Annotated in this window: 18 protein-coding genes; 15 read left to right on the forward strand and 3 right to left on the reverse strand. The window is 64.0% G+C overall.

Going from position 1 to position 18009, the window contains the following annotated elements; translation table 11 throughout:
* Window positions 1-18: 18 nt before the first annotated feature.
* Entirely contained in the window at window positions 19-978 is a 960-nt protein-coding gene (locus AB6B38_RS01930; RefSeq protein ID WP_371393990.1) for an NAD(P)H-dependent flavin oxidoreductase, read from the forward strand.
* A 571-nt stretch (window positions 979-1549) separates the two neighbouring features.
* Here the strand turns inward: AB6B38_RS01930 and ald are convergent.
* Entirely contained in the window at window positions 1550-2668 is a 1119-nt protein-coding gene (ald, locus tag AB6B38_RS01935) for an alanine dehydrogenase (protein WP_371393991.1), read from the reverse strand.
* Window positions 2669-2864: 196 nt separating this feature from the next.
* On the opposite strand from ald, the gene AB6B38_RS01940 reads away from it, so the two are divergent.
* Entirely contained in the window at window positions 2865-3371 is a 507-nt protein-coding gene (locus tag AB6B38_RS01940; RefSeq protein WP_371393992.1) for an Lrp/AsnC family transcriptional regulator, read from the forward strand.
* On the opposite strand, the gene AB6B38_RS01945 is transcribed toward AB6B38_RS01940, so the two are convergent.
* A complete protein-coding gene (locus AB6B38_RS01945) occupies window positions 3329-5032 on the reverse strand; it encodes a cation:proton antiporter (protein WP_371393993.1) in 1704 nt (567 codons plus the stop codon). The two genes, AB6B38_RS01940 and AB6B38_RS01945, sit on opposite strands and share 43 nt — an antisense overlap.
* 60 nt (window positions 5033-5092) lie before the next feature.
* On the opposite strand from AB6B38_RS01945, the gene AB6B38_RS01950 reads away from it, so the two are divergent.
* The 5 genes from AB6B38_RS01950 (at window position 5093) to csgH (ending at window position 7952) form a co-directional block, all read left to right on the forward strand.
* Complete coding sequence (locus AB6B38_RS01950; protein WP_371393994.1) at window positions 5093-5293, forward strand: hypothetical protein; 201 nt, start codon at window positions 5093-5095, stop codon at window positions 5291-5293.
* Between the two features lie 230 nt (window positions 5294-5523).
* On the forward strand, window positions 5524-5988 hold the full coding sequence (queF, locus tag AB6B38_RS01955; protein WP_371393995.1) for a preQ(1) synthase: 465 nt from the start codon (window positions 5524-5526) through the stop codon (window positions 5986-5988).
* A 167-nt stretch (window positions 5989-6155) separates the two neighbouring features.
* Window positions 6156-6668, forward strand: coding sequence for a curlin-associated protein (locus AB6B38_RS01960; protein WP_371393997.1), 513 nt, complete (start codon window positions 6156-6158; stop codon window positions 6666-6668).
* 239 nt (window positions 6669-6907) lie between these two features.
* Window positions 6908-7429, forward strand: a complete 522-nt coding sequence (locus AB6B38_RS01965) for a curlin-associated protein (protein WP_371393998.1) — start codon at window positions 6908-6910, stop codon at window positions 7427-7429.
* 31 nt (window positions 7430-7460) lie between these two features.
* Window positions 7461-7952 carry a curli-like amyloid fiber formation chaperone CsgH gene (csgH, locus tag AB6B38_RS01970; protein WP_371393999.1) on the forward strand — a complete coding sequence of 164 codons (492 nt, stop codon included), beginning with the start codon at window positions 7461-7463 and terminating at the stop codon, window positions 7950-7952.
* A gap of 33 nt (window positions 7953-7985) precedes the next feature.
* Here csgH and AB6B38_RS01975 read toward each other — a convergent pair whose 3' ends face one another.
* A complete protein-coding gene (locus AB6B38_RS01975; RefSeq protein ID WP_371394001.1) occupies window positions 7986-8546 on the reverse strand; it encodes a nitroreductase in 561 nt (186 codons plus the stop codon).
* Window positions 8547-8751: 205 nt separating this feature from the next.
* On the opposite strand from AB6B38_RS01975, the gene AB6B38_RS01980 reads away from it, so the two are divergent.
* From AB6B38_RS01980 to AB6B38_RS02015, 8 genes are all read left to right on the forward strand, one after another.
* A complete protein-coding gene (locus AB6B38_RS01980) occupies window positions 8752-9435 on the forward strand; it encodes a TetR/AcrR family transcriptional regulator (protein WP_371394002.1) in 684 nt (227 codons plus the stop codon).
* A gap of 71 nt (window positions 9436-9506) precedes the next feature.
* Entirely contained in the window at window positions 9507-10646 is a 1140-nt protein-coding gene (locus AB6B38_RS01985; RefSeq protein WP_371394005.1) for an efflux RND transporter periplasmic adaptor subunit, read from the forward strand.
* A complete protein-coding gene (locus tag AB6B38_RS01990) occupies window positions 10643-13747 on the forward strand; it encodes an efflux RND transporter permease subunit (protein WP_371394006.1) in 3105 nt (1034 codons plus the stop codon). Before AB6B38_RS01985 ends, AB6B38_RS01990 begins: the two co-directional genes overlap by 4 nt.
* Window positions 13748-13786: 39 nt before the next feature.
* Window positions 13787-14428 carry an NUDIX domain-containing protein gene (locus tag AB6B38_RS01995; protein WP_371394007.1) on the forward strand — a complete coding sequence of 214 codons (642 nt, stop codon included), beginning with the start codon at window positions 13787-13789 and terminating at the stop codon, window positions 14426-14428.
* A complete protein-coding gene (cysE, locus tag AB6B38_RS02000) occupies window positions 14415-15230 on the forward strand; it encodes a serine O-acetyltransferase (protein WP_371394008.1) in 816 nt (271 codons plus the stop codon). The genes AB6B38_RS01995 and cysE overlap by 14 nt, the downstream gene beginning before the upstream one ends.
* 111 nt (window positions 15231-15341) lie before the next feature.
* Complete coding sequence (locus tag AB6B38_RS02005; RefSeq protein WP_188451639.1) at window positions 15342-15569, forward strand: DUF3126 family protein; 228 nt, start codon at window positions 15342-15344, stop codon at window positions 15567-15569.
* Window positions 15570-15581: 12 nt separating this feature from the next.
* Window positions 15582-16349: an ABC transporter ATP-binding protein gene (locus AB6B38_RS02010; protein WP_371394009.1), complete on the forward strand. Its 768-nt coding sequence runs from the start codon at window positions 15582-15584 to the stop codon at window positions 16347-16349.
* Window positions 16346-17911 (forward strand): ABC transporter permease/substrate-binding protein, encoded by a 1566-nt coding sequence (locus AB6B38_RS02015; protein WP_371394010.1) that lies wholly within the window; start codon window positions 16346-16348, stop codon window positions 17909-17911. Before AB6B38_RS02010 ends, AB6B38_RS02015 begins: the two co-directional genes overlap by 4 nt.
* Window positions 17912-18009: the final 98 nt, after the last annotated feature.

Raw genomic sequence — 18009 nt, forward strand, 5'->3', positions numbered from 1 at the left:
TTTCAAGGGGAGGGCCAGATGGCCGGACTGGACATTCTCGAAGGACGCCTCAGCGTGCCTGTCATTGGCGCGCCGCTTTTCATCATTTCCCATCCTGATCTGGTCATCGCCCAGTGCAAGGCAGGGGTGGTGGGGTCCTTCCCGGCGCTCAATGCCCGCCCGCAGAGCCAGCTCGATGAATGGCTGGATCAGATCACGTCAGAGCTGGACAGCTATAACCGCGCCAATCCGGACAAACCGGCTGCGCCCTTTGCCGTGAACCAGATCGTCCACCGCTCAAACGAGCGGCTGGAAGCGGACATGGAAACCTGCGCGAAATACAAGGTGCCGCTGGTCATCACCTCGCTGGGTGCGCGTGAAGACCTCAATAATGCCGTCCACTCCTGGGGCGGCAAGACGCTGCACGACATCATCAATGTGCGCTTTGCCAACAAGGCGCTGGAAAAGGGCGCGGACGGCCTCATCGCCGTGTGTTCGGGCGCGGGCGGCCATGCCGGCACGCTTTCTCCCTTCGCGCTGATCGCCGAAATCCGCGAGTTTTTCGACGGCCCGTTGCTGGTCTCCGGCGCGATCTCGACCGGCGCTGGCGTGCTGGCTGCGCAGGCCATGGGCGCGGACTATGCCTATATCGGCTCAGCCTTTATTGCGACGGCTGAGGCGCGCGCGACCGAGAGCTACAAGCAGGGCATTGTGGAGGGGCGGGCGGACGATATCGTCTACACCAACCTCTTCACCGGCGTGCATGGCAATTATCTGAAAAAATCCATTACGGATGCCGGTCTTGATCCGGATAATCTGCCTGAAAGCGATCCTTCGAAGATGAATTTTGGTTCGGGCAGCAATTCGGCCGCCAAGGCATGGAAGGATATCTGGGGTTCCGGTCAGGGCATCGGCTCGGTCGACAAGGTGCGCTCGACGGCAGACTATGTGGACCTGCTCAAGGCCCAGTACGCAGCCGCGAAAAAGCGGGTTTGCTGAGCGGCCATTTATTTGGCGTTTCACCGGCGCAAGCCGGTGCCCAGTCTTTCTGGATCCCGGCTTTCGCCGGGAAAACGCGGATGTGGAGATTGTAGGAAGCGATACAACCACACGTCACCCCACACACCAAAACCTCCGCCAGGTTTACCTGCGAGAGTATGGAAGGGGTGCGGACGGCCCTTCGGGGCCGGATAGGGTAGTCGGGGCAGTTCATGCGTGGCCTTTAAGGGCCGTCCGCACTGCGAAGGGCTTTGTCTTCCCGTATCCCCATTAAGCCCCATGAGGGGCAGTGAAGGGCGCGCCATCGTCGACCATGACCGCCAGACACCTGGAGCGGGGGACATTTGTCCCTCGCGCCGGTCTGCATGTGAGCGTGCCGCGAACATGCCCTTCCACCAGACCGGCAAGACACATCATACGGGCAGGCGAGGGGGAGGGGGATAAGTTGGGGAATTAGTTGTAGCTGAAACCCCGGAACGCCGCAGGCGTATTCGGGGCCTGTCTCAGACCATCCTGCACGAGGTCCCGGCTCTGCGCTGCGCTTGGCCGGGATTTCAGTGTTGGAGAGCCTCTAGATGCTCGTCAGCCAGTCGGGCTTTACGTATTTGTGGCCGAGATCGCGGGCGACCGGCTCATAGGTGACATGGCCTTCGGCCACGTTCAGCCCGCGCGCCAGATGCGGATCGTCATTCATCGCCTTCTTCGCGCCCTTGTTGGCGATGGCCAAGGTAAAGGGCAGGGTGGCGTTGGTGAGCGCGATGGTTGAGGTGCGCGCCACCGCGCCCGGCATGTTGGCGACGCAGTAATGGACCACGCCGTCGACGATGAAGGTCGGGCTCTGGTGGGTGGTGGGTTTGGATGTTTCGAAACAGCCGCCCTGATCGATAGCGATATCGACCAGCACCGCGCCATCCTTCATTTTCTTGAGCATCTCGCGGGTGACGAGCTTGGGCGCTGCCGCGCCGGGGATCAGCACTGCGCCGACCACAAGGTCAGCCCCGATAATGGCTTCTTCCACCGAGGCTGCGGTCGAGAACGCCGTTTTCGCGCGACCCTGGAACTGGGTGTCCAGCTCAGCCAGACGCCGAATCGAGCGGTCGAAGATCGTCACGTCCGCGCGCATGCCCACGGCCATTTCAGCTGCGTGGGTACCCGATACGCCGCCGCCGAGAATGACGACTTTGGCAGGCTGCACGCCCGGCACACCGCCCAGCAGCATGCCGCGCCCGCCATGGGATTTTTCCAGCGCCGTTGCACCGACCTGGATCGACATGCGGCCCGCAACTTCCGACATCGGCTTCAGGAGCGGCAGGCGGCCTTCATTGTCGGTCACCGTCTCGTAGGCGATGGCGATGCAGCCGGAGTCCATCAGCCCCTTGGTCTGCTCAGGATCGGGCGCGAGGTGGAGATAGGTGAAGAGGGTGTGATCGGGGGTAAGGCGCGCATACTCGATGGCTTGCGGCTCTTTCACCTTCACGATCAGCTCACCCGTCTGGAACACCGCGTCCGCGTCGGGGAGGATTTTCGCACCCACCGCCTCATAGGCGCTATCGGCAAAGCCGACACCGTCACCGGCTTTGGTCTCGACAAACACTTCATGGCCGGCCTGCACCAGCTCGGCAGCGCCCGCAGGCGTCAGGCCGACGCGGTATTCGTGAACCTTGATCTCTCTGGGTACGCCAACGCGCATGAGGGTCTCTCCCGGTGTTTTCTGACTGTCAGGTGTGTCCCTGAAGTTGCGGTGAAGCTACCGGAAACGGCAGGTATCTGCAATCTGGATGATAATCATGCAATAATATTGCAGATTTGTGGAATAAATCGGAGAGTCCTGCCATATTGGGTGTGCCGGGCGGGCCGGAAATCGCAAACTCTTCGAGAAATGGGCCATGAACCTTGATGATACTGATCGCGCCCTGCTGACCCTTCTGCAGGCCGAAGGACGTCTGACCAATGCGGAGCTTGCCGAGCGGGTGGGGCTGTCGCCTTCTGCCTGTCACCGGCGTGTCCGGGCACTGGAGGCGCGCGGCGTCGTGATCGGATATGCTGCCCTGCTGAATGCCGATGCAGTAGGGCGGGGGCTGACTGTGCTGGTGCTGGTCACGCTGGAGAATCAGCGCCGCGAGACGATGCAGGCTTTCGAGACGGCGGTGGAGAAGGTGGAGGAGGTGATGGACTGCTACCTCACCACCGGCGCGGAAGATTATCTGTTGCGCCTGATGGTGAGCGATGCGCGCGATTATGAGCGCGTGCACCGCGAGCGGCTGTCCGGCCTGCCGGGTGTGGCGCGCCTCATCTCCAATATCGCCATGCGCAAGGTTTTCACGCGCACGGCCCTGCCGCTGGCTGGCGGTCAGGCCGGCTCGGCCACCCGGAAAGCCGGGTCCGGGGTGTAAGCCTCGATCACATCCTGCATCCATTCCTGAATGTCGCTTTCGGGTATCTCGGCATAGCGCAAAAGGGCCAGCGCGAAGTCGAGCCCTTCAGGCTGGCTGCGGTTGAGAATGGCGTGAATGCCGAGCGCCTGATGGCGGCGCTGATCGTGTTCGTCATTGACCACCACGAAGCGTTCCAGCTCGGGGAAGTGCTCGCGGATATAGGGCGTGATCTCGGCAGAGATTTCATAGCGCGGCTGGCATACCGCCAGCGCACGTGCCTCAGTAACATCGATGGCCTTTAATAACCGCGTATCGGAAGGATCGCCGAACGTCACCGCATAGCCGTCCGTAATGGCGGCGAGGAACCGGTCCGGGTCGTTCTCCACCGCGATCACGGGTATGCCAAAACGCGTCAGGGCGTTGTAGGCCATCCGGCCAGACGGGGTCATGGCGTAGATGAGGACCGGGCAGTTCATCTCTTCGGGCGCGCTGACCGGTTTGCGGCTGGCAGTGGCATCGGCAATGCGCCGGGCCAGCTTCAGCCCCAGCGATGCCCAGGCCGGCGTCAGCGCCAGTGACAGCGCGCTCGCCGCGACCAGAATCCCTGTCAGTTCTGCGCCCAACGCCGCCGCAATGCCCGGCAGGGCCAGGATGACGAGGCCGAACTCCGACCCCTGCGCCAGCGAAAACCCCAGCTGCGCGCCGCCCGCCAGGCTCCATCTGTTGATAATGGCGGCGGCCCACGTAAGGGCTGTCTTCAGCACGAACAGCACGGCGAGCGCGGCGAGGATCCAGTGGGCCTCGGCCACCATCATGCGCCAGTCCAGCGCCATACCGACCGTGATGAAGAAGAAGCCGAGAAGCAGCGCGCCAAAGGGTCTGGCTTCGGTGCGGATCAATGTCTTGAACGGCGTGTCGGCGATAATCATGCCGGCCAGGAAGGCACCCAGTGTCAGGGAGAGCTCCAGCGCGCCGGTCGCCGCCGCCGTTGCCAGCACGAGAAACAGGGCCGCAGCGGTGAAAATCTCGTCATTGCGGGTTTTCGACAGCAGGCGAAAGAGCGGCCCGATCACGAACCGTCCGGCCAGCAGGGCGGCGGCAACGGCCAGCAGGGCTTTGAGTGCCGACATGCCCAGAATGGCGCCAAGGTCTCCGCCCCCGCCTTCGGACAGGGCGACGGCGATGACAAGCAGGAAGATGCCGGCTATGTCCTGAAACACCAGCACGGCGGTCGCAGAGCGGCCCAGTGGACAGGTGGCAATGCCGCGCTCGGCAAGTGTCTGCGTCACCACGGCCGTTGCCGAAATGCCTGCCGCCGCCCCGATCAGCAAAGCCAGCAGCCAGTCCATGCCGGCCAGCCAGCCGACAAGGCCGAAACCGACCGTACACAATATCATCTGCAGGGGCGCAAGGCCGATCAGGTCGCCCTTGCTCTCGCGCACGGTCTTCAGCGAGAAGCCCAGCCCGATATCAAACAGCAGGAAGACCACGCCTAGCTGTGCCAGCAGGCGCGTGGTGCCGTTCTCCTCGATCATTCCGAGGCCGAACGGTCCGATCAGCAATCCGGCCGCGATGAAGGTGACGATGGGCGAGGTTTTCAAGAGCCGCGCCAGCATGATGGCGGCGATGCCGACGCCCAGCAGTTTCACCGCCGGCAGGATGGCTTCCACTTCGCTCATTATCTCGCCTTTGCGCCTTTAAGGTGTATTGTCCGGTGCCGGGACAGGGGAGTTTGCCGAATGATAGACCGGACAGATAGTGCTTTTGCAGCCGTTTCGCTCAGCATTGGCGGCGGGTTGGTATCAGGTGGCGTCATCGGTTCCGTGACCTTCAAAGATGGAACCCAGATTGTGAGTGTCATGCTGGGGCTTATTGCCGTGTTCGGCCTCGCCCTCTGCGCCGCCGGGGCGTTCCTTCACTGCCGTTCGCTGGCGCACTGAAGATATGGTATGGTGAGGGCATGGAACTTCTGTTGCTCGTCATAAACATTTTTGCCGGTGCCCTTCTTCTGGCGGCACTGGCGCGCATAGCGTGGCCGCATTTTTCTGGTGGCCGCAAGCAAGGCCGTAGAGGCACTGACGGGGGGGCGGATCGGGATACTCTGCACACATCTGCCGAATAGGGTGAGCCTGCCCTCGCCAATCGGCTTCACAGGCGCTACATCCCCGCCATGACCGAAGAACGCTATACCAGCCTTGAGCAGCTCGGCGCCCAGACCGGCGCGCCGGAAAGCCCCGAAGCGGCTCGTCTTGAGCGGGTCTCCAACCCCGCGCAGGGCAATGACTTTCTGATCCGTTTCACCTGCCCGGAGTTTACCTCCATCTGCCCGGTGACCGGCCAGCCGGACTTTGCTCATCTGGTGATCGACTATGTGCCCGGCGAGTGGATCGTCGAATCAAAATCGCTCAAACTCTTCCTGACCAGTTTCCGCAATCACGGTGCCTTCCACGAAGCCTGCACGATGATGATCGGGCAGCGGCTGGTGGACGAGATTGCGCCCAAATGGCTGCGCATTGGCGGCTACTGGTATCCGCGCGGCGGCATCCCGATTGACGTGTTCGGCCAGTGGGGCGAATGCCCCAAGGGCGTGTGGGTGCCCGATCAGGGTGTCCAGCCCTATCGCGGGCGCGGTTGATCCCTGTTCTGGCCGTTCATCTCGATAAACCAGCTATTTATCTGGCGTTTATGACAATGAGCGGAGATTGAACGTGCCGCTCTGACGGCGTTCAGCCTGACCACTCTAAACCTCTCACTACTGACGGCGCACTGAAGCGCCCAGCGACGAGATTTGGAGACAAGCAGATGAAATTTCGCAGCACCCTCGCCCTCGGCCTCAGCGTTCTTGTCCTTGCCGGCACCGCGAGCGCCGCAGAGGCTCAGCAGCGTAACCGCGTGAATGTCAGCCAGACCGGCTATAGCCACGAGCTTGCCGCCCGCCAGCAAGGCTATCAGAACCGTCTCGCGATCGAACAGCGCGGTGCCTACCACTACGTCCAGACCATTCAGGCCGGTTCACGCAACGGTGTGACAGTGGGTCAGGGCGGGTATGCCAACGACGCCTATGTCGATCAGCTCGGCCGCCGCAATACCGCAGTTGTCGGTCAGGAAGGCGCGTTCAACCGCGGCACCGCGATCCAGACCGGCACGAACAATGCCGTTGGCATCGCCCAGATCGGTTCGGGCAACACGGCCAACACCAATCAGAGCGGCAATAGCAACACGCTCGGCGTGATCCAGGTCGGCAACGGCCAGAGCGCCAATGTCCGCCAGTCGGGCTCGGGCAGTGTTGCCGTCGTCATCCAGGGCAGTCACTAACATTTCTGCCTGATCCGCATTAGCGGCCATTGACCAGAGCAGCGGGGTACGTATGCGCCCCGCTGCTGTGCCGTGTCCGCCTATCGCGGCAAGTTCTTGTTTATATACGGTTTATCTAGGTGAGCGGAGCTTGAATGGCGCGCTCCGCAACCGTTCACGCGGCGGGCTCTAGAACAGATGCAATGGCCAGCGCCTTCGGGCTGCCTTGCCAGCAACTGAAGACGCAAAAGGAGACCGCCATGACCCTTCGCAACACTCTCGCCCTTGGCCTTTCCGCGCTGGTTCTGGCTGGAACCGCCAGCGCCGCCGAAGCCCAGCAGCGCAACCGCGTTGATATCCGCCAGGCCGGGCAGGCCCATGAGCTCGCCGCGCGCCAGCAGGGCTATCAGAACCGGCTTTCAATCAGCCAGCAGGGCCGCCACCAGTTCGTCCAGACCATTCAGGACGGGCTTCGCAACGGTATCGAGGTGCGCCAGTCGGGCAGTGCCAATGGCGCTTTCGTCGACCAGCTGGGACGCCTGAACGAGGTGCTGGTCCGCCAGCAGGGCTACAACAATGTGGCCGGCTCGACCCAGACCGGCACAGGTAACACGGTCGGTTTCTACCAGTTTGGAAACAACCAAACCGCCGTGACCAACCAGACCGGCAATAACAACACGCTCGGTGTCATCCAGTTTGGCAATGGCGCCCATGCGGCCATCGACCAGACCGGCAATAACCGCAATGCGCTGGTGATCCAGGGTAGCTGGGTCATCAGATAGCGGCGGCCCCTTCTCAAAAAGGAGCATGACCATGAAACGCTTTAAAGGACTGCTTGTCATTCCCGCGCTGGTCGCTGCAGGGGCGTGCGCGCCGCCGCCAGCGGCCGGGCCGGACTACTATTACCAGGCGGACGCTTCCGCGCTGGCGGCCTGCTGGGTCGAGTTCAATTACGGCCCGTCCGGCCAGCTCTTGCTGGAGGCTTACGCCGCCCCCGGCCTTGAGGGCAGCTACGAGCTCGACATCGATCAGGTCTCATCCAGCGGCAACGCCCAGATCAGCCAGTCTGGTGCATTCAGCGCCGCCGGTGACATGCCTGAGCGCATCCACCAGATCACGCTGGGCGGCAATGCTGCGCGGCGCGGTGCCTCGCTTGGCGAGATGATGGCCTCCATGCGCAGCGCCGAGCCGGGTACTACCGTGATCTCTTCAGGTAATGGTGATGCCGGCGTGTACGAGGTGCGCTTGCGGCTGCTGGACCCAAGGGGCCGCCAGATCTGCGCTGTCGAACGCAGCGGCCCGTGACTGGCGGCAGACCACTGGGCTGGTAGGGCGTTCTTACGCTTTACCGGTCCAGCGCGTGACTTGAGGTGGCTTGCGGGGGCGTTCCACTGCCGCGACGGCCTGTGTGCCCACATAGATGAAACCCGCCACGCGCTCATTGTCAGCCAGGCCGAGCACGGCTCTCACCCGCGCGTCAAACGCGTACCATTCAGTCAGCCATTGCGCGCCAAAGCCCATCGCGTCGGCGGCCAGCAGCAAGTTCTGGCACACCGCGCCAGCCGACATGATCTGCTCCCATTCGGGGATTTTATGGGGCACGGTAACGTGGGAAATTACCGCGATCACCAATGGCGCGCGCTCAAACCGGCTCCGCTCCAGCGCGAAGCGCTCCTCGCTTCCATCGGGTATGTCGGCGCGCGCGAATGCTTCGAGTTTTTCGCCGAAGCGTGAGCGGGCCTCGCCCTCAAACACCATGAAGCGCCAGGGGAAGAGTTTGCCATGATCGGGTACACGCGCGGCGAGCTTTAATAGCGCCTCCAGCTGTTCTGGTGACGGGCCGGGCCCGCTCATGTCGATGGCGCGCGTGGAGCGCCGTCTGGCCATCCTGTTGAGCATGTCATGCGATGGCCTGGGAACGTTCAGAACATCGTTGTCAGCGGGGAAGGCGGGCGGTGAAAAATGGGTCATGGAAGGGGAGGGTCCGATTGCTGAGGGTGCAGGCGGCTTTGACGGATTGGTAAAGCCGGACTTATATCATGGGTATGGTGTGACAGATTCACGTATGGTTGAAACTGGCCGCACTCAAGCCAAGGAAGTCCGAATGGCAGTGGATGCAGAGCTGGATGATGATCTGAGCCCGGCCGAGCGCCGCAGGCGCAAGGTGCGTGACGCTATTGTGGAAGCGGCCGAAGCCATCTTCACCGAAGAGGGCGAGGCAGGCATTTCCATGCGCCGCATTGCCGAGCGGATCGATTATTCACCGGCTGCGCTCTACAAGTATTTCGATTCCAAGGAAGCCCTGTTCGATGAAATCCGCGAGCAGTTCTTCGAGCGCCTCTACCGGCGCATGCAGGCCGTAGCCGATACCGTCACCGATGGGCCGCAGGTGAACGAGGAATGTCTGCGTGCCTATGTAGAGACCGGGCTGGAGCAGCCGGCCCATTATCGCCTTGCGTTTTCAAGCTGGTTCGAGACCGATTTTGACGACCGGCAGGACTCTTTTGGATATGCCGCCTCGGAGCGCCTGGAACTGATGATCCAGAAGGCGATCGCCGATGGCTGGTTTCGCGAATGCGATCCCACGGTTGCGGCGATGTCTGTGTGGGCCGGTGCCCACGGTCTGACCATGCTTGCGGTTACGATCCCTGACTTTCCCGGTGCCAAGGAAAAGTGCGCGCATCTGACGCTGGACGACCTCATCGCCTTTCATGCCGAGGCGACGGGCCGCGGATTTGCTACACCGAAGCTCAATGCGTGGCTGGACGCGAAAAAAGCAAAAAAGTGAACGACGTTCACTTTTCAAACGCCGTTAATTGAATTATATGTGATCCCGCCTCTAGCGCGAGGGATCGCTTCATGTCCGGCTCACAGATAATCCGGCGGCACGCATTCGCCACCAGCGTTGTCTCGCTTGCCATTGTTATCGCCGGGATTGCCGTGCTGGTCAGTGCCCTGCGCGGCGGCCCTGCGCAGGCCGATCTGGCGTTTTCAGAGGCAGCACCGGTTACGGTGGAAACTCTTCCCGTGCGCTATGTGGCGTCGGCAGAGATCGAGGCGCGCTTCCCGGGACTTGTCGCGGCGCGGCGCGAGAGCGCTCTGGCCTTCAGCGGAGGCGGGCGTCTGGATGTCATTCATGTGAATGTCGGCGACAGGGTGGTAGCAGGTGATGTCCTGGCTGCGCTGGATACGCGGACGCTGGAGGCTCAGCTGGCCGCCGCTCGCGCCGACGCCAGCGCCGCTGCTGCGCAGGCTGCACTTGCGCGCACTACGCTGACGCGTCAGGAGCGGCTGGTGGAGCAGGGCCATGTCTCGGCCCAGCGTCTGGACGAGGCCGGAGCAACCGCCCGCGCCGCCGAGGCACAGGCCAGCGCCGCCAACGCTGCGGCGCGCGCGCTGGAAGTGCAGCTGGAGCTTGCCCGTCTGGAAGCGCCATTCGACGGCGTCATAACGCGGCGCCATGCCGATGAAGGTGCGGTTCTGGGCGCTGGCACGCCGCTCTTTCATCTGGTCGAGGATGGGGTGCTGGAGTTCCGGGTGGGCGTGCCGGTTGCCGATGCGGCGCAGCTGACCCCCGGCCATGACTACACACTGGATGCGGGCAGCCGGCAGGTTACGGCCCGCCTGCGCGCACTTACCGGCGTGGTTGATGCCAGTACGCGCTCTGTCGAGGCGGTGTTCGAGCTGGAAGGCGGGCAGGGCGTGGTGCCGGGCGAGGTGGCGCGCCTCGTACTGCCCGGCAATTTGCGCGAGCGCGGCTTCTGGGCGCCGCTGACGGCACTGGCTGAGGGGCGCAGGGGGCTGTGGACGGTTTACCAGCTGACCAATGGCGCTGAGGGCTATTCGCTCGAACCGCGCAGCGTGGAGTTTCTGCATACGGCAGGCGGGCGGGTCTATTTGCGCGGCGCGGTCGATGACGAGGCCCTGATACTGGCTGCCGGGGTGCAACGCGTCACGCCCGGACAGCGGGTGATGCCGGTACGGCGCAGCCAGCCATGACCACGCTGTTCTACCGCTTTCCGCGCCTGGCGGGCCTGGCGCTGTTCCTGATGATCGTGGCCGGGATTGCGGCGCTGACGACCATGGGGCGTCAGGAAGACCCGTATCTGGCCGAACGGTTTGGGCGGGTTGTCACGCTCTATCCCGGCGCCGACGCCGAGCGGGTGGAATCGCTGGTATCGGAGCGTATCGAACGCGCACTGATGGAGCTGGCCGAGATCGACCAGACGACGGCTGTCTCGCGCGCAAATATCTCTTCGGTCAGTTTTGGCATCCGCGAGGACATCACCGGAGCGGCGGTGGAGCAGGCGTGGACCAAAGTCCGCGAACAGGTGGCGTCCGTGCAGGCGGGCCTTCCCGCCGAAGTCTCCCCGCCGCAGGTCATACGCGAATATATGGGCGCTTCCAGCATTATCATTGCCCTGTCCTGGCCGGAGGGCTCTGATGCCAGTATCGGCGCGCTGGGGCGGCTCTCGCGCGAGCTGGAAGACCGGCTGCGCGGACTGGAGGCAACTTACCGGACGGAGCTCTTCGGCGCGCCGGAAGAGGAAATCCGCGTCGTGCTTGATCCTGAAGCGGCGGCGGCCCTTGGCATCACGGCAGGCGAGGTGGCTGCGCTGCTTGCGCGGTCTGATGCACGTACGCCGGCCGGACGGATGGCCGGTGACGATTATGACTTCATTGTCGAGGTGGATGGCGCGTTCGACACCCTTGAGCAGGTGCGTGCGGTCACGCTGAGCGGGCGTGAGGGGCGGGGCTTTGTACGCCTTGGCGATATTGCAACTGTCGAGCGCGCGCGGCGCGAGCCGGACGCCACACAAGCCTGGTTCAACGGCACGCGCTCGGTGTTTGTGGGGGCGTTCATCCTGCCTGACCGGCGGGTGGACAACTGGGGCCGTCAGGCCGAGCGCGTGGTGGAAAGTTTCCGCGCTGCCACGCCGGGCCTCGATGTCGATATCGTGTTTTCCCAGAGCGATTATGTCCAGAAGCGGCTGAACGGGCTGGCGGTCAATCTGGGCTATTCGGCCCTGATCGTGTTCGGCGTGCTGTTTCTGATGATGGGCTGGCGCTCTGCGCTGATCGTCGGGTCGGCGCTGCCGCTAACCGTTCTTCTGGTCCTGTTCCTGATTAATGCCTACGGCCAGCCCTTGCACCAGATGTCGGTGACGGGCCTTGTCGTGGCGCTCGGCCTGCTGATCGATAACGCGATTGTGGTGGTGGATGATTACCGCCTGCTCCGGCGGCGGGGCCTTGAGCGGCTGGCAGCCGTCGACAAGGCGGCGCGCACGCTTTTCGTCCCCCTGCTGGCGTCCACGGCTACGACCGTGTTCGCCTTCGCGCCGATTGCGCTGATGCCGGGTGCTGCGGGCGAGTTCATCTCGATGATCGGCGTGTCGGTGATCTTTGCCGTTGTCAGCTCTTTCGCGCTGGCCTTCACGATCATTCTGTCGCTGGCGGCGTGGTTTGACGACACGGAGAGTGCAGATGAGGGGCCGCGCCCGTTCTGGCGCGATGGCCTGCGCTCGCGGCCTCTGGCCTGGGCCTATCGCAAGCTTCTCAATGCGGTGATCGCCCAGCCGGCCATCGGCATGCTGCTGGCGGTGATCCTGCCGGTCACGGGTTTTCTGGCCGCCTCCACCCTGCCATCACAATTCTTCCCGCCGACCGACCGGGACATGTTCGAGATATCGATCACCCTGCCGTCCGGTGTTTCCATGGAAGAAACCCGCCGCCGCACCGAGGCCGTGACCGCGATGCTGCGCGAGTATGACGGTGTTGAGGATGTCGGCTGGGTGCTCGGCGGCTCCTCTCCGCGCGTTTACTACAATATGCGCCGGGGACAGGCCGGACGGCCCAATTACGCTGCCGGATGGGTGCGCACACTCTCGCCTGTCCACACCCGCGCCATCACGCAGGACTTTCAGGCGCGCGCACGCGAAGCCTTCCCCGACACGATGGTGCTGGCCACCCCCTTCGAGCAGGGACCGCCCACGCCCGCCCCTATCGAGTTGAAGATTGTCGGCCCGGAACTGGCGGTACTCGATGCGCTGGGGCAGGACATACGCCGCGTGCTCGCCTCGACGCCGGGCGTTACCTATACGCAGGCCCAATTGCTGCTGGGTGAGCCGGTGGCCCGCCTGTCGACGGATGAAGCTTCGGCCGCGCTGGCAGGTTTGCGCCTTACCGATGTGGCAGGGCGTATCCGGGCGGATCTGGACGGCGTGCTTGGCGGCACCGTGGTGGAAGGCGTGGAAGTATTGCCTGTGCGGGTCGTCGGGCCGGCAGACAGGCGAGCGGCGGCGGGCAGTATCGCGGCCACGCCCTTGCCCGGCCAGGGCGGCGGCGCGATGAGCACGGTCGGCGCGCTGGGCGCGATGACGCTGGTACCGCAGACAGCTTCGATCATCCGGCTGGATGGCGAGCGGGCCAATCCGGTCTATGGCTATCTCTCCCCCTTCGTGCTGCCTGCGCCCGCGCTGGAGAGCTTCTTTGCCCGGCTGGATGCGTCCGGCATCGAGATGCCGCCCGGCTATCGTCTGGTGGTTGGCGGCGAGGCCGAAAGCCAGGGCGATGCCATGGCCGATCTCATGTCCACCGCGATACCCCTGCTGATCCTGATGATCGGATCGGTGGTGCTGGCCTTCAACTCGTTCCGGTATGCAGGGATTGTCTTCACCGTCGGCGCGCTATCGGTGGGGCTTGCCCTGTTCGGGGTGTGGCTGTTTGGCATGCCTTTGGGCTTTAACGCGATTGTCGGTTCGATGGGGCTGGTGGGCCTGTCGATCAATGGCACGATCGTGGTGCTGTCGGCCTTGCGCAACAACGCCGCGGCGCTGGCAGGCGAGGCGCTGGCGATCCGCGAGACGGTGGTGGACTGCACCCGCCACATTATCGCAACGACCCTGACCACGATGGGCGGGTTTGCGCCGCTTATCATTGAAGGCGATTCCTTCTGGCTGCCGTTTGCGGCGGCTGTGGCTGGCGGTGTGGCCGGCTCTGCCATGCTGGCGCTGATCTTTGCACCTGCCGCCTTCGTGATGCTGGTGCGTTTCAGAGGGGCTGGCGCGCAGGTCTTGCCCGAAACGGCCCCGGCGTCGTAAGCGATGGCCGGTCTGCTGCTGCACGAAGGACCGCGTCCCATGACCTCACGCAAGCGCCGCGCCGGGACTGAACGCGGCCCGTGGACTGTTCACGGCGAGAAGCTGGCCTATCAGAACCCGTGGATGAAGGTGCGCGAGTACGACGTGACGCGGCCAGACGGCAAGCCGGGCCTTTATGGCGTCATGGAGCCGGAAAACCTCGCCATCGGCATATTGCCGCTATTTGCCGACGGCACGGTGATGCTGGTTGGCCAGTACCGTTTTGCGCTCGATTGCTGGAGCTGGGAGCTGCCCGAAGGCGGCGGCCCGCTGAATGAACCGCCTTTGGACAGCGCAAAGCGGGAGCTGGCCGAGGAGACCGGGCTGGAGGCCGCAAACTGGCTGGAATTTCTCCAGCTGGACATGTCCAACTCCATCACCAATGAGCGCGCGGTGGCCTTTATCGCCTGGGATATCAGCCAGGGTGAGGCGGAGCCGGAAGGCACCGAGGACATCGAAACGCGCCGCGTGCCGTTTGCCGCAGCCTTGCGCGAGGCGATGGATGGGCGCATTCGTGATGCCTTCACACTGGCAATGCTGCTGAAGGCTGACTACATGGCACGCCATGGCGAGCTGCCAGAGGCGGTTTCCAGAGCGATACTGAACCCGGCCGGAAAGGAAGAGCCCCATGGCCCAAGCTGACGCTGTAGCCCCGATCCGGCAGGACACTGATCTGCGCGCGCTGTGGAACCGGCTGCGCCTGGAGGCGGCATCGGTCGCTGCCGAGGAACCCATGCTGGCCGGTCTCGTCAATGCCGGGGTATTGCGCCATGGCAGCTTTGCCGAGGCGCTGGCCCATCGTATCGCGCTAAAGCTCGCCGACGGGCAGCTTGACGCCATGCTGGTCCATGATGTGGTCAGCGAGGCGCTGGGCGCTGACGAGGCTATCGTGCTGAGCGCGGCGGCTGACATGCTGGCGGTGGACGAGCGCGACCCGGCCTGCAGGTCGCTGCTACAGCCCTTTTTCTACTTCAAGGGCTATCAGGCGCTTCAGGCTTACCGCATTGCCCACTGGCTGTGGAATGAGGGCCGCGAAACGCTGGCCTTCCATCTGCAGGGGCGCATGAGCGAACTGTTCGGCGTGGACATCCACCCGGCCGCGCGCATCGGCAGGGGCATTATGATCGATCATGCCAGCTCGGTCGTGATCGGCGAGACGGCGGTGGTGGGCGATGATGTGTCGATCCTGCACGAGGTGACGCTGGGCGGCACGGGCGCTGAGGAAAGCGACCGCCACCCGAAAATCGGCAATGGCGTGCTGATCGGGGCCGGGGCCAAGGTGCTCGGCAATATCAGTGTCGGCGACCATGCCCGCATCGCCGCCGGTTCGGTGGTGTTGAGCGATGTGCCGGCCCGCTGCACGGTGGCCGGTGTGCCGGCCAAGCCGGTGGGCGGGGCCTGCGCAGAGCCGGCACGCACCATGGATCACAGCCTTCCTGATTGATCCTTTCCGGCAGACCGCTAGTTTGCGGCTGAACGCGCATTCCCGCGCGAATCCCCGCATCTTCCAGACCGGTTCCGGTCCGTTCATCATCAATTGAGGCGAGACGCCCCCATGTCCCAGACCGTTTTCAATCACACCGAAGCCAGCAAGGTTGAGGCTTTTCTGCGTCAGCGCCTCAACCCGGAGCTGAAAGTCCAGATGCGCCAGCGCCCGGATGAGTGCGCCGAGATCTATCTGGGCTCGGAATGCCTTGGCGTCGTCTCGAAGAATGTCGATGAGGGCGAGACCTCCTATTCCTTCGAGATCACCATTCTCGATATCGATCTCGACGATCTGTAAGGCGCTGGTGGCTTGGTACTTGATGTCCAGGCACTGACCAAAACCTTCCCCGGCGGCACGCTGGCCGTCGATGCGGCAAGCTTCACCGTGCGCGAAGGCGCGTTGCTGGCGCTGGTGGGCGAGTCCGGTTGCGGCAAGACGACCACGCTGAAAATGATCAATCGCCTGCTGGAGCCGAGCTCCGGCACGATCAGCTTCAAGGGCGAGGATGTGACCGCGCTGGACGCCGTCACCCTGCGCCGCCGCATGGGCTGGGTGATGCAGGGCGACGGGCTGTTTCCCCATTTCACCGTGGCGGAGAATATCGCGGTCACGCCGCGCCTTGCGGGGTGGGATGCCGAGCGGACACGGGCGCGCATCAGTGTGCTGCTGGAACTGGTCCAGCTTGACCCTGCAGAGTTTGAAAACCGCTATCCCGCAGAGCTGTCCGGTGGCCAGCGCCAGCGTGTGGGCCTTGCCCGCGCGCTTGCCGCCGAGCCGCCCCTGCTGCTGATGGATGAACCGTTTGGCGCGCTGGACCCGATCACGCGCGACAGCTTGCGCGAGGACGTTCAGGCTTTGCGCGCCCGGCTGGGCTTTGCGGCTGTCATGGTGACGCACGACATGGCGGAGGCGCTGCTGCTGGCCGATGAGATTGCCGTCATGCGTGACGGGCGCATCATCCAGCTTGGCACGCCCTCGCAGCTTCTGTCCGATCCGGCAGACCCGTATGTGGAGACCCTGCTGGCCACACCACGCCGGGAGGCTGAACGCGTGGCGGCTCTGTCGGGGCAGGGATGATGGAGGCGCTCGCCCAGCCCTTTGCCCTGCTGCCGGAATATCTGGGCGGGCATTTGCGTCTGTCTCTGGGCGCCATGGCGTGCGGCCTGCTCATCGCCTTGCCGCTGGGCGTGCTGGCGGCGCGCAACCGGGTGATTTCCGGGCCGGCGCTGGCCGTTGCAGGCGTGTTTCAGACCATTCCTGCCCTGGCGCTGCTGGCCCTGATGGTGCCGCTCCTTGGCGGGCGTATCGGCTTCCTGCCAGCCTTCACCGCGCTCACGCTCTATGCCGTCCTCCCGGTCCTGCGGAACACGATAGTGGGGCTTCAGGGCGTTGATCCGGTGGTGCGCGAGGCGGCGCGCGGTGTCGGCATGACGCGCCTGCAAAGCCTGCTGCGTGTTGAGCTGCCGCTGGCCCTGCCGACCATGATGGCGGGCGTGCGCACGGCGTCGGTCTGGGTTATCGGGGCGGCGACGCTGGCCACGCCCGTGGGGGCAGCCTCGCTGGGTAATTACATTTTCTCCGGCCTGCAGACCCGCAACTGGACGCTGGTCGTGTTTGGCTGTGTGGCTGCCGCCCTCTCGGCGCTTGTTATCGATGGACTTTTAAAGCTGATGGAAAGCGCCGCGGCGCGCCGGAAGGCGGGCAGGGCGCTTGTTGCCGGGGCGGGGCTGGCGATGATTGCCGCGCTAGCGCTCGTGCCTGCGGGCGTATTGGCAGGGCCATCAGGGGCGAATGGCGCGCGCGCTGACCGGGGTGTGCACGCAGGCGGATTTGGTGAGCAGCCCGTCACGGTCGGCGCGAAGGCTTTTACCGAGCAGTATATTCTCGCCGGCCTGTTCGAAGAGGTGCTGGGCGATGCGGGCGCGCAGGTGCGCCGCCGGGACAATCTGGGCTCCACCGTGGCCTTTGATGCCCTCATTTCCGGCGAGATTGATGTCTATGTGGATTATTCCGGCACGCTATGGGCCACGATCATGCAGCGCGAGGACATGCCCGGACGTCATGTCATGCTGGCGGAGATCACCAGCTGGATGTGGACGCGCCACCGCGTGCTGGTTCTGGGCGCGCTGGGCTTTGAGAACGCCTATGGCATCGCGGTAAGCCAGGCGGCGGCAGAGCGTCATGGCCTTGCCTCCGTAGGCGATCTGGCCAGGATTGACGGGCTGTCCATCGGCGCAGACTCAGAGTTCTTCGCCCGCGCCGAATGGACGGGCCTGCGCGACACGTATGGGCTTGGCTCTGCGCGTACCCGCTCCATGGATTCCACCTTCATGTACGGCGCGGTCCGTGATGGCGAGGTGGACGCCATCACCGCCTACACGACGGACGGGCGGATATCGGCGTTCGATCTGGTGATACTGGACGACCCGGCGGGGATATTGCCGCCCTATGACGCGCTGGTGCTCATCAGCCCGTCCGCTGCTGGCCGGCCTGCCATTGCTCAGGCGCTGGCACCCTTGCTCAACGCGATAGACGCCGATGCCATGCGCGAGGCGAACGGTGTGGTCGATCTGGAGCGGCGCTCCGTCGGCGAGGCGGTGGAGCGTCTGCGCGCGCGCCTGGAGCGTTCCTCACCCTGATACGGTGTGGTAGCCGCGCCGGTGCAAATTTCCGCTTCTAGGAATGCACTGCCGTCAGCAAAAAGGCCCCGGCTGTCCTCTGGCCGGGGCCTTTATGT

This window comes from Glycocaulis abyssi (assembly GCF_041429775.1).
In the GTDB taxonomy this organism is placed as follows: domain Bacteria; phylum Pseudomonadota; class Alphaproteobacteria; order Caulobacterales; family Maricaulaceae; genus Glycocaulis; species Glycocaulis abyssi.

What these genes read in the sequence shown, in the direction of transcription:
- AB6B38_RS01995 (WP_371394007.1), top strand. Translation starts at nt 13,787, where the DNA reads ATGACCTCACGCAAGCGCCGCGCCGGGACTGAACGCGGCCCGTGGACT.
- AB6B38_RS01945 (WP_371393993.1), bottom strand. Translation starts at nt 5,032, where the DNA reads ATGAGCGAAGTGGAAGCCATCCTGCCGGCGGTGAAACTGCTGGGCGTC.
- AB6B38_RS01930 (WP_371393990.1), top strand. Translation starts at nt 19, where the DNA reads ATGGCCGGACTGGACATTCTCGAAGGACGCCTCAGCGTGCCTGTCATT.
- queF (WP_371393995.1), top strand. Translation starts at nt 5,524, where the DNA reads ATGACCGAAGAACGCTATACCAGCCTTGAGCAGCTCGGCGCCCAGACC.
- AB6B38_RS01960 (WP_371393997.1), top strand. Translation starts at nt 6,156, where the DNA reads ATGAAATTTCGCAGCACCCTCGCCCTCGGCCTCAGCGTTCTTGTCCTT.
- cysE (WP_371394008.1), top strand. Translation starts at nt 14,415, where the DNA reads ATGGCCCAAGCTGACGCTGTAGCCCCGATCCGGCAGGACACTGATCTG.
- AB6B38_RS01950 (WP_371393994.1), top strand. Translation starts at nt 5,093, where the DNA reads ATGATAGACCGGACAGATAGTGCTTTTGCAGCCGTTTCGCTCAGCATT.
- AB6B38_RS01940 (WP_371393992.1), top strand. Translation starts at nt 2,865, where the DNA reads ATGAACCTTGATGATACTGATCGCGCCCTGCTGACCCTTCTGCAGGCC.
- AB6B38_RS01980 (WP_371394002.1), top strand. Translation starts at nt 8,752, where the DNA reads ATGGCAGTGGATGCAGAGCTGGATGATGATCTGAGCCCGGCCGAGCGC.
- AB6B38_RS02005 (WP_188451639.1), top strand. Translation starts at nt 15,342, where the DNA reads ATGTCCCAGACCGTTTTCAATCACACCGAAGCCAGCAAGGTTGAGGCT.
- AB6B38_RS02015 (WP_371394010.1), top strand. Translation starts at nt 16,346, where the DNA reads ATGATGGAGGCGCTCGCCCAGCCCTTTGCCCTGCTGCCGGAATATCTG.
- ald (WP_371393991.1), bottom strand. Translation starts at nt 2,668, where the DNA reads ATGCGCGTTGGCGTACCCAGAGAGATCAAGGTTCACGAATACCGCGTC.
- csgH (WP_371393999.1), top strand. Translation starts at nt 7,461, where the DNA reads ATGAAACGCTTTAAAGGACTGCTTGTCATTCCCGCGCTGGTCGCTGCA.
- AB6B38_RS01975 (WP_371394001.1), bottom strand. Translation starts at nt 8,546, where the DNA reads ATGCTCAACAGGATGGCCAGACGGCGCTCCACGCGCGCCATCGACATG.
- AB6B38_RS01965 (WP_371393998.1), top strand. Translation starts at nt 6,908, where the DNA reads ATGACCCTTCGCAACACTCTCGCCCTTGGCCTTTCCGCGCTGGTTCTG.
- AB6B38_RS01990 (WP_371394006.1), top strand. Translation starts at nt 10,643, where the DNA reads ATGACCACGCTGTTCTACCGCTTTCCGCGCCTGGCGGGCCTGGCGCTG.
- AB6B38_RS01985 (WP_371394005.1), top strand. Translation starts at nt 9,507, where the DNA reads ATGTCCGGCTCACAGATAATCCGGCGGCACGCATTCGCCACCAGCGTT.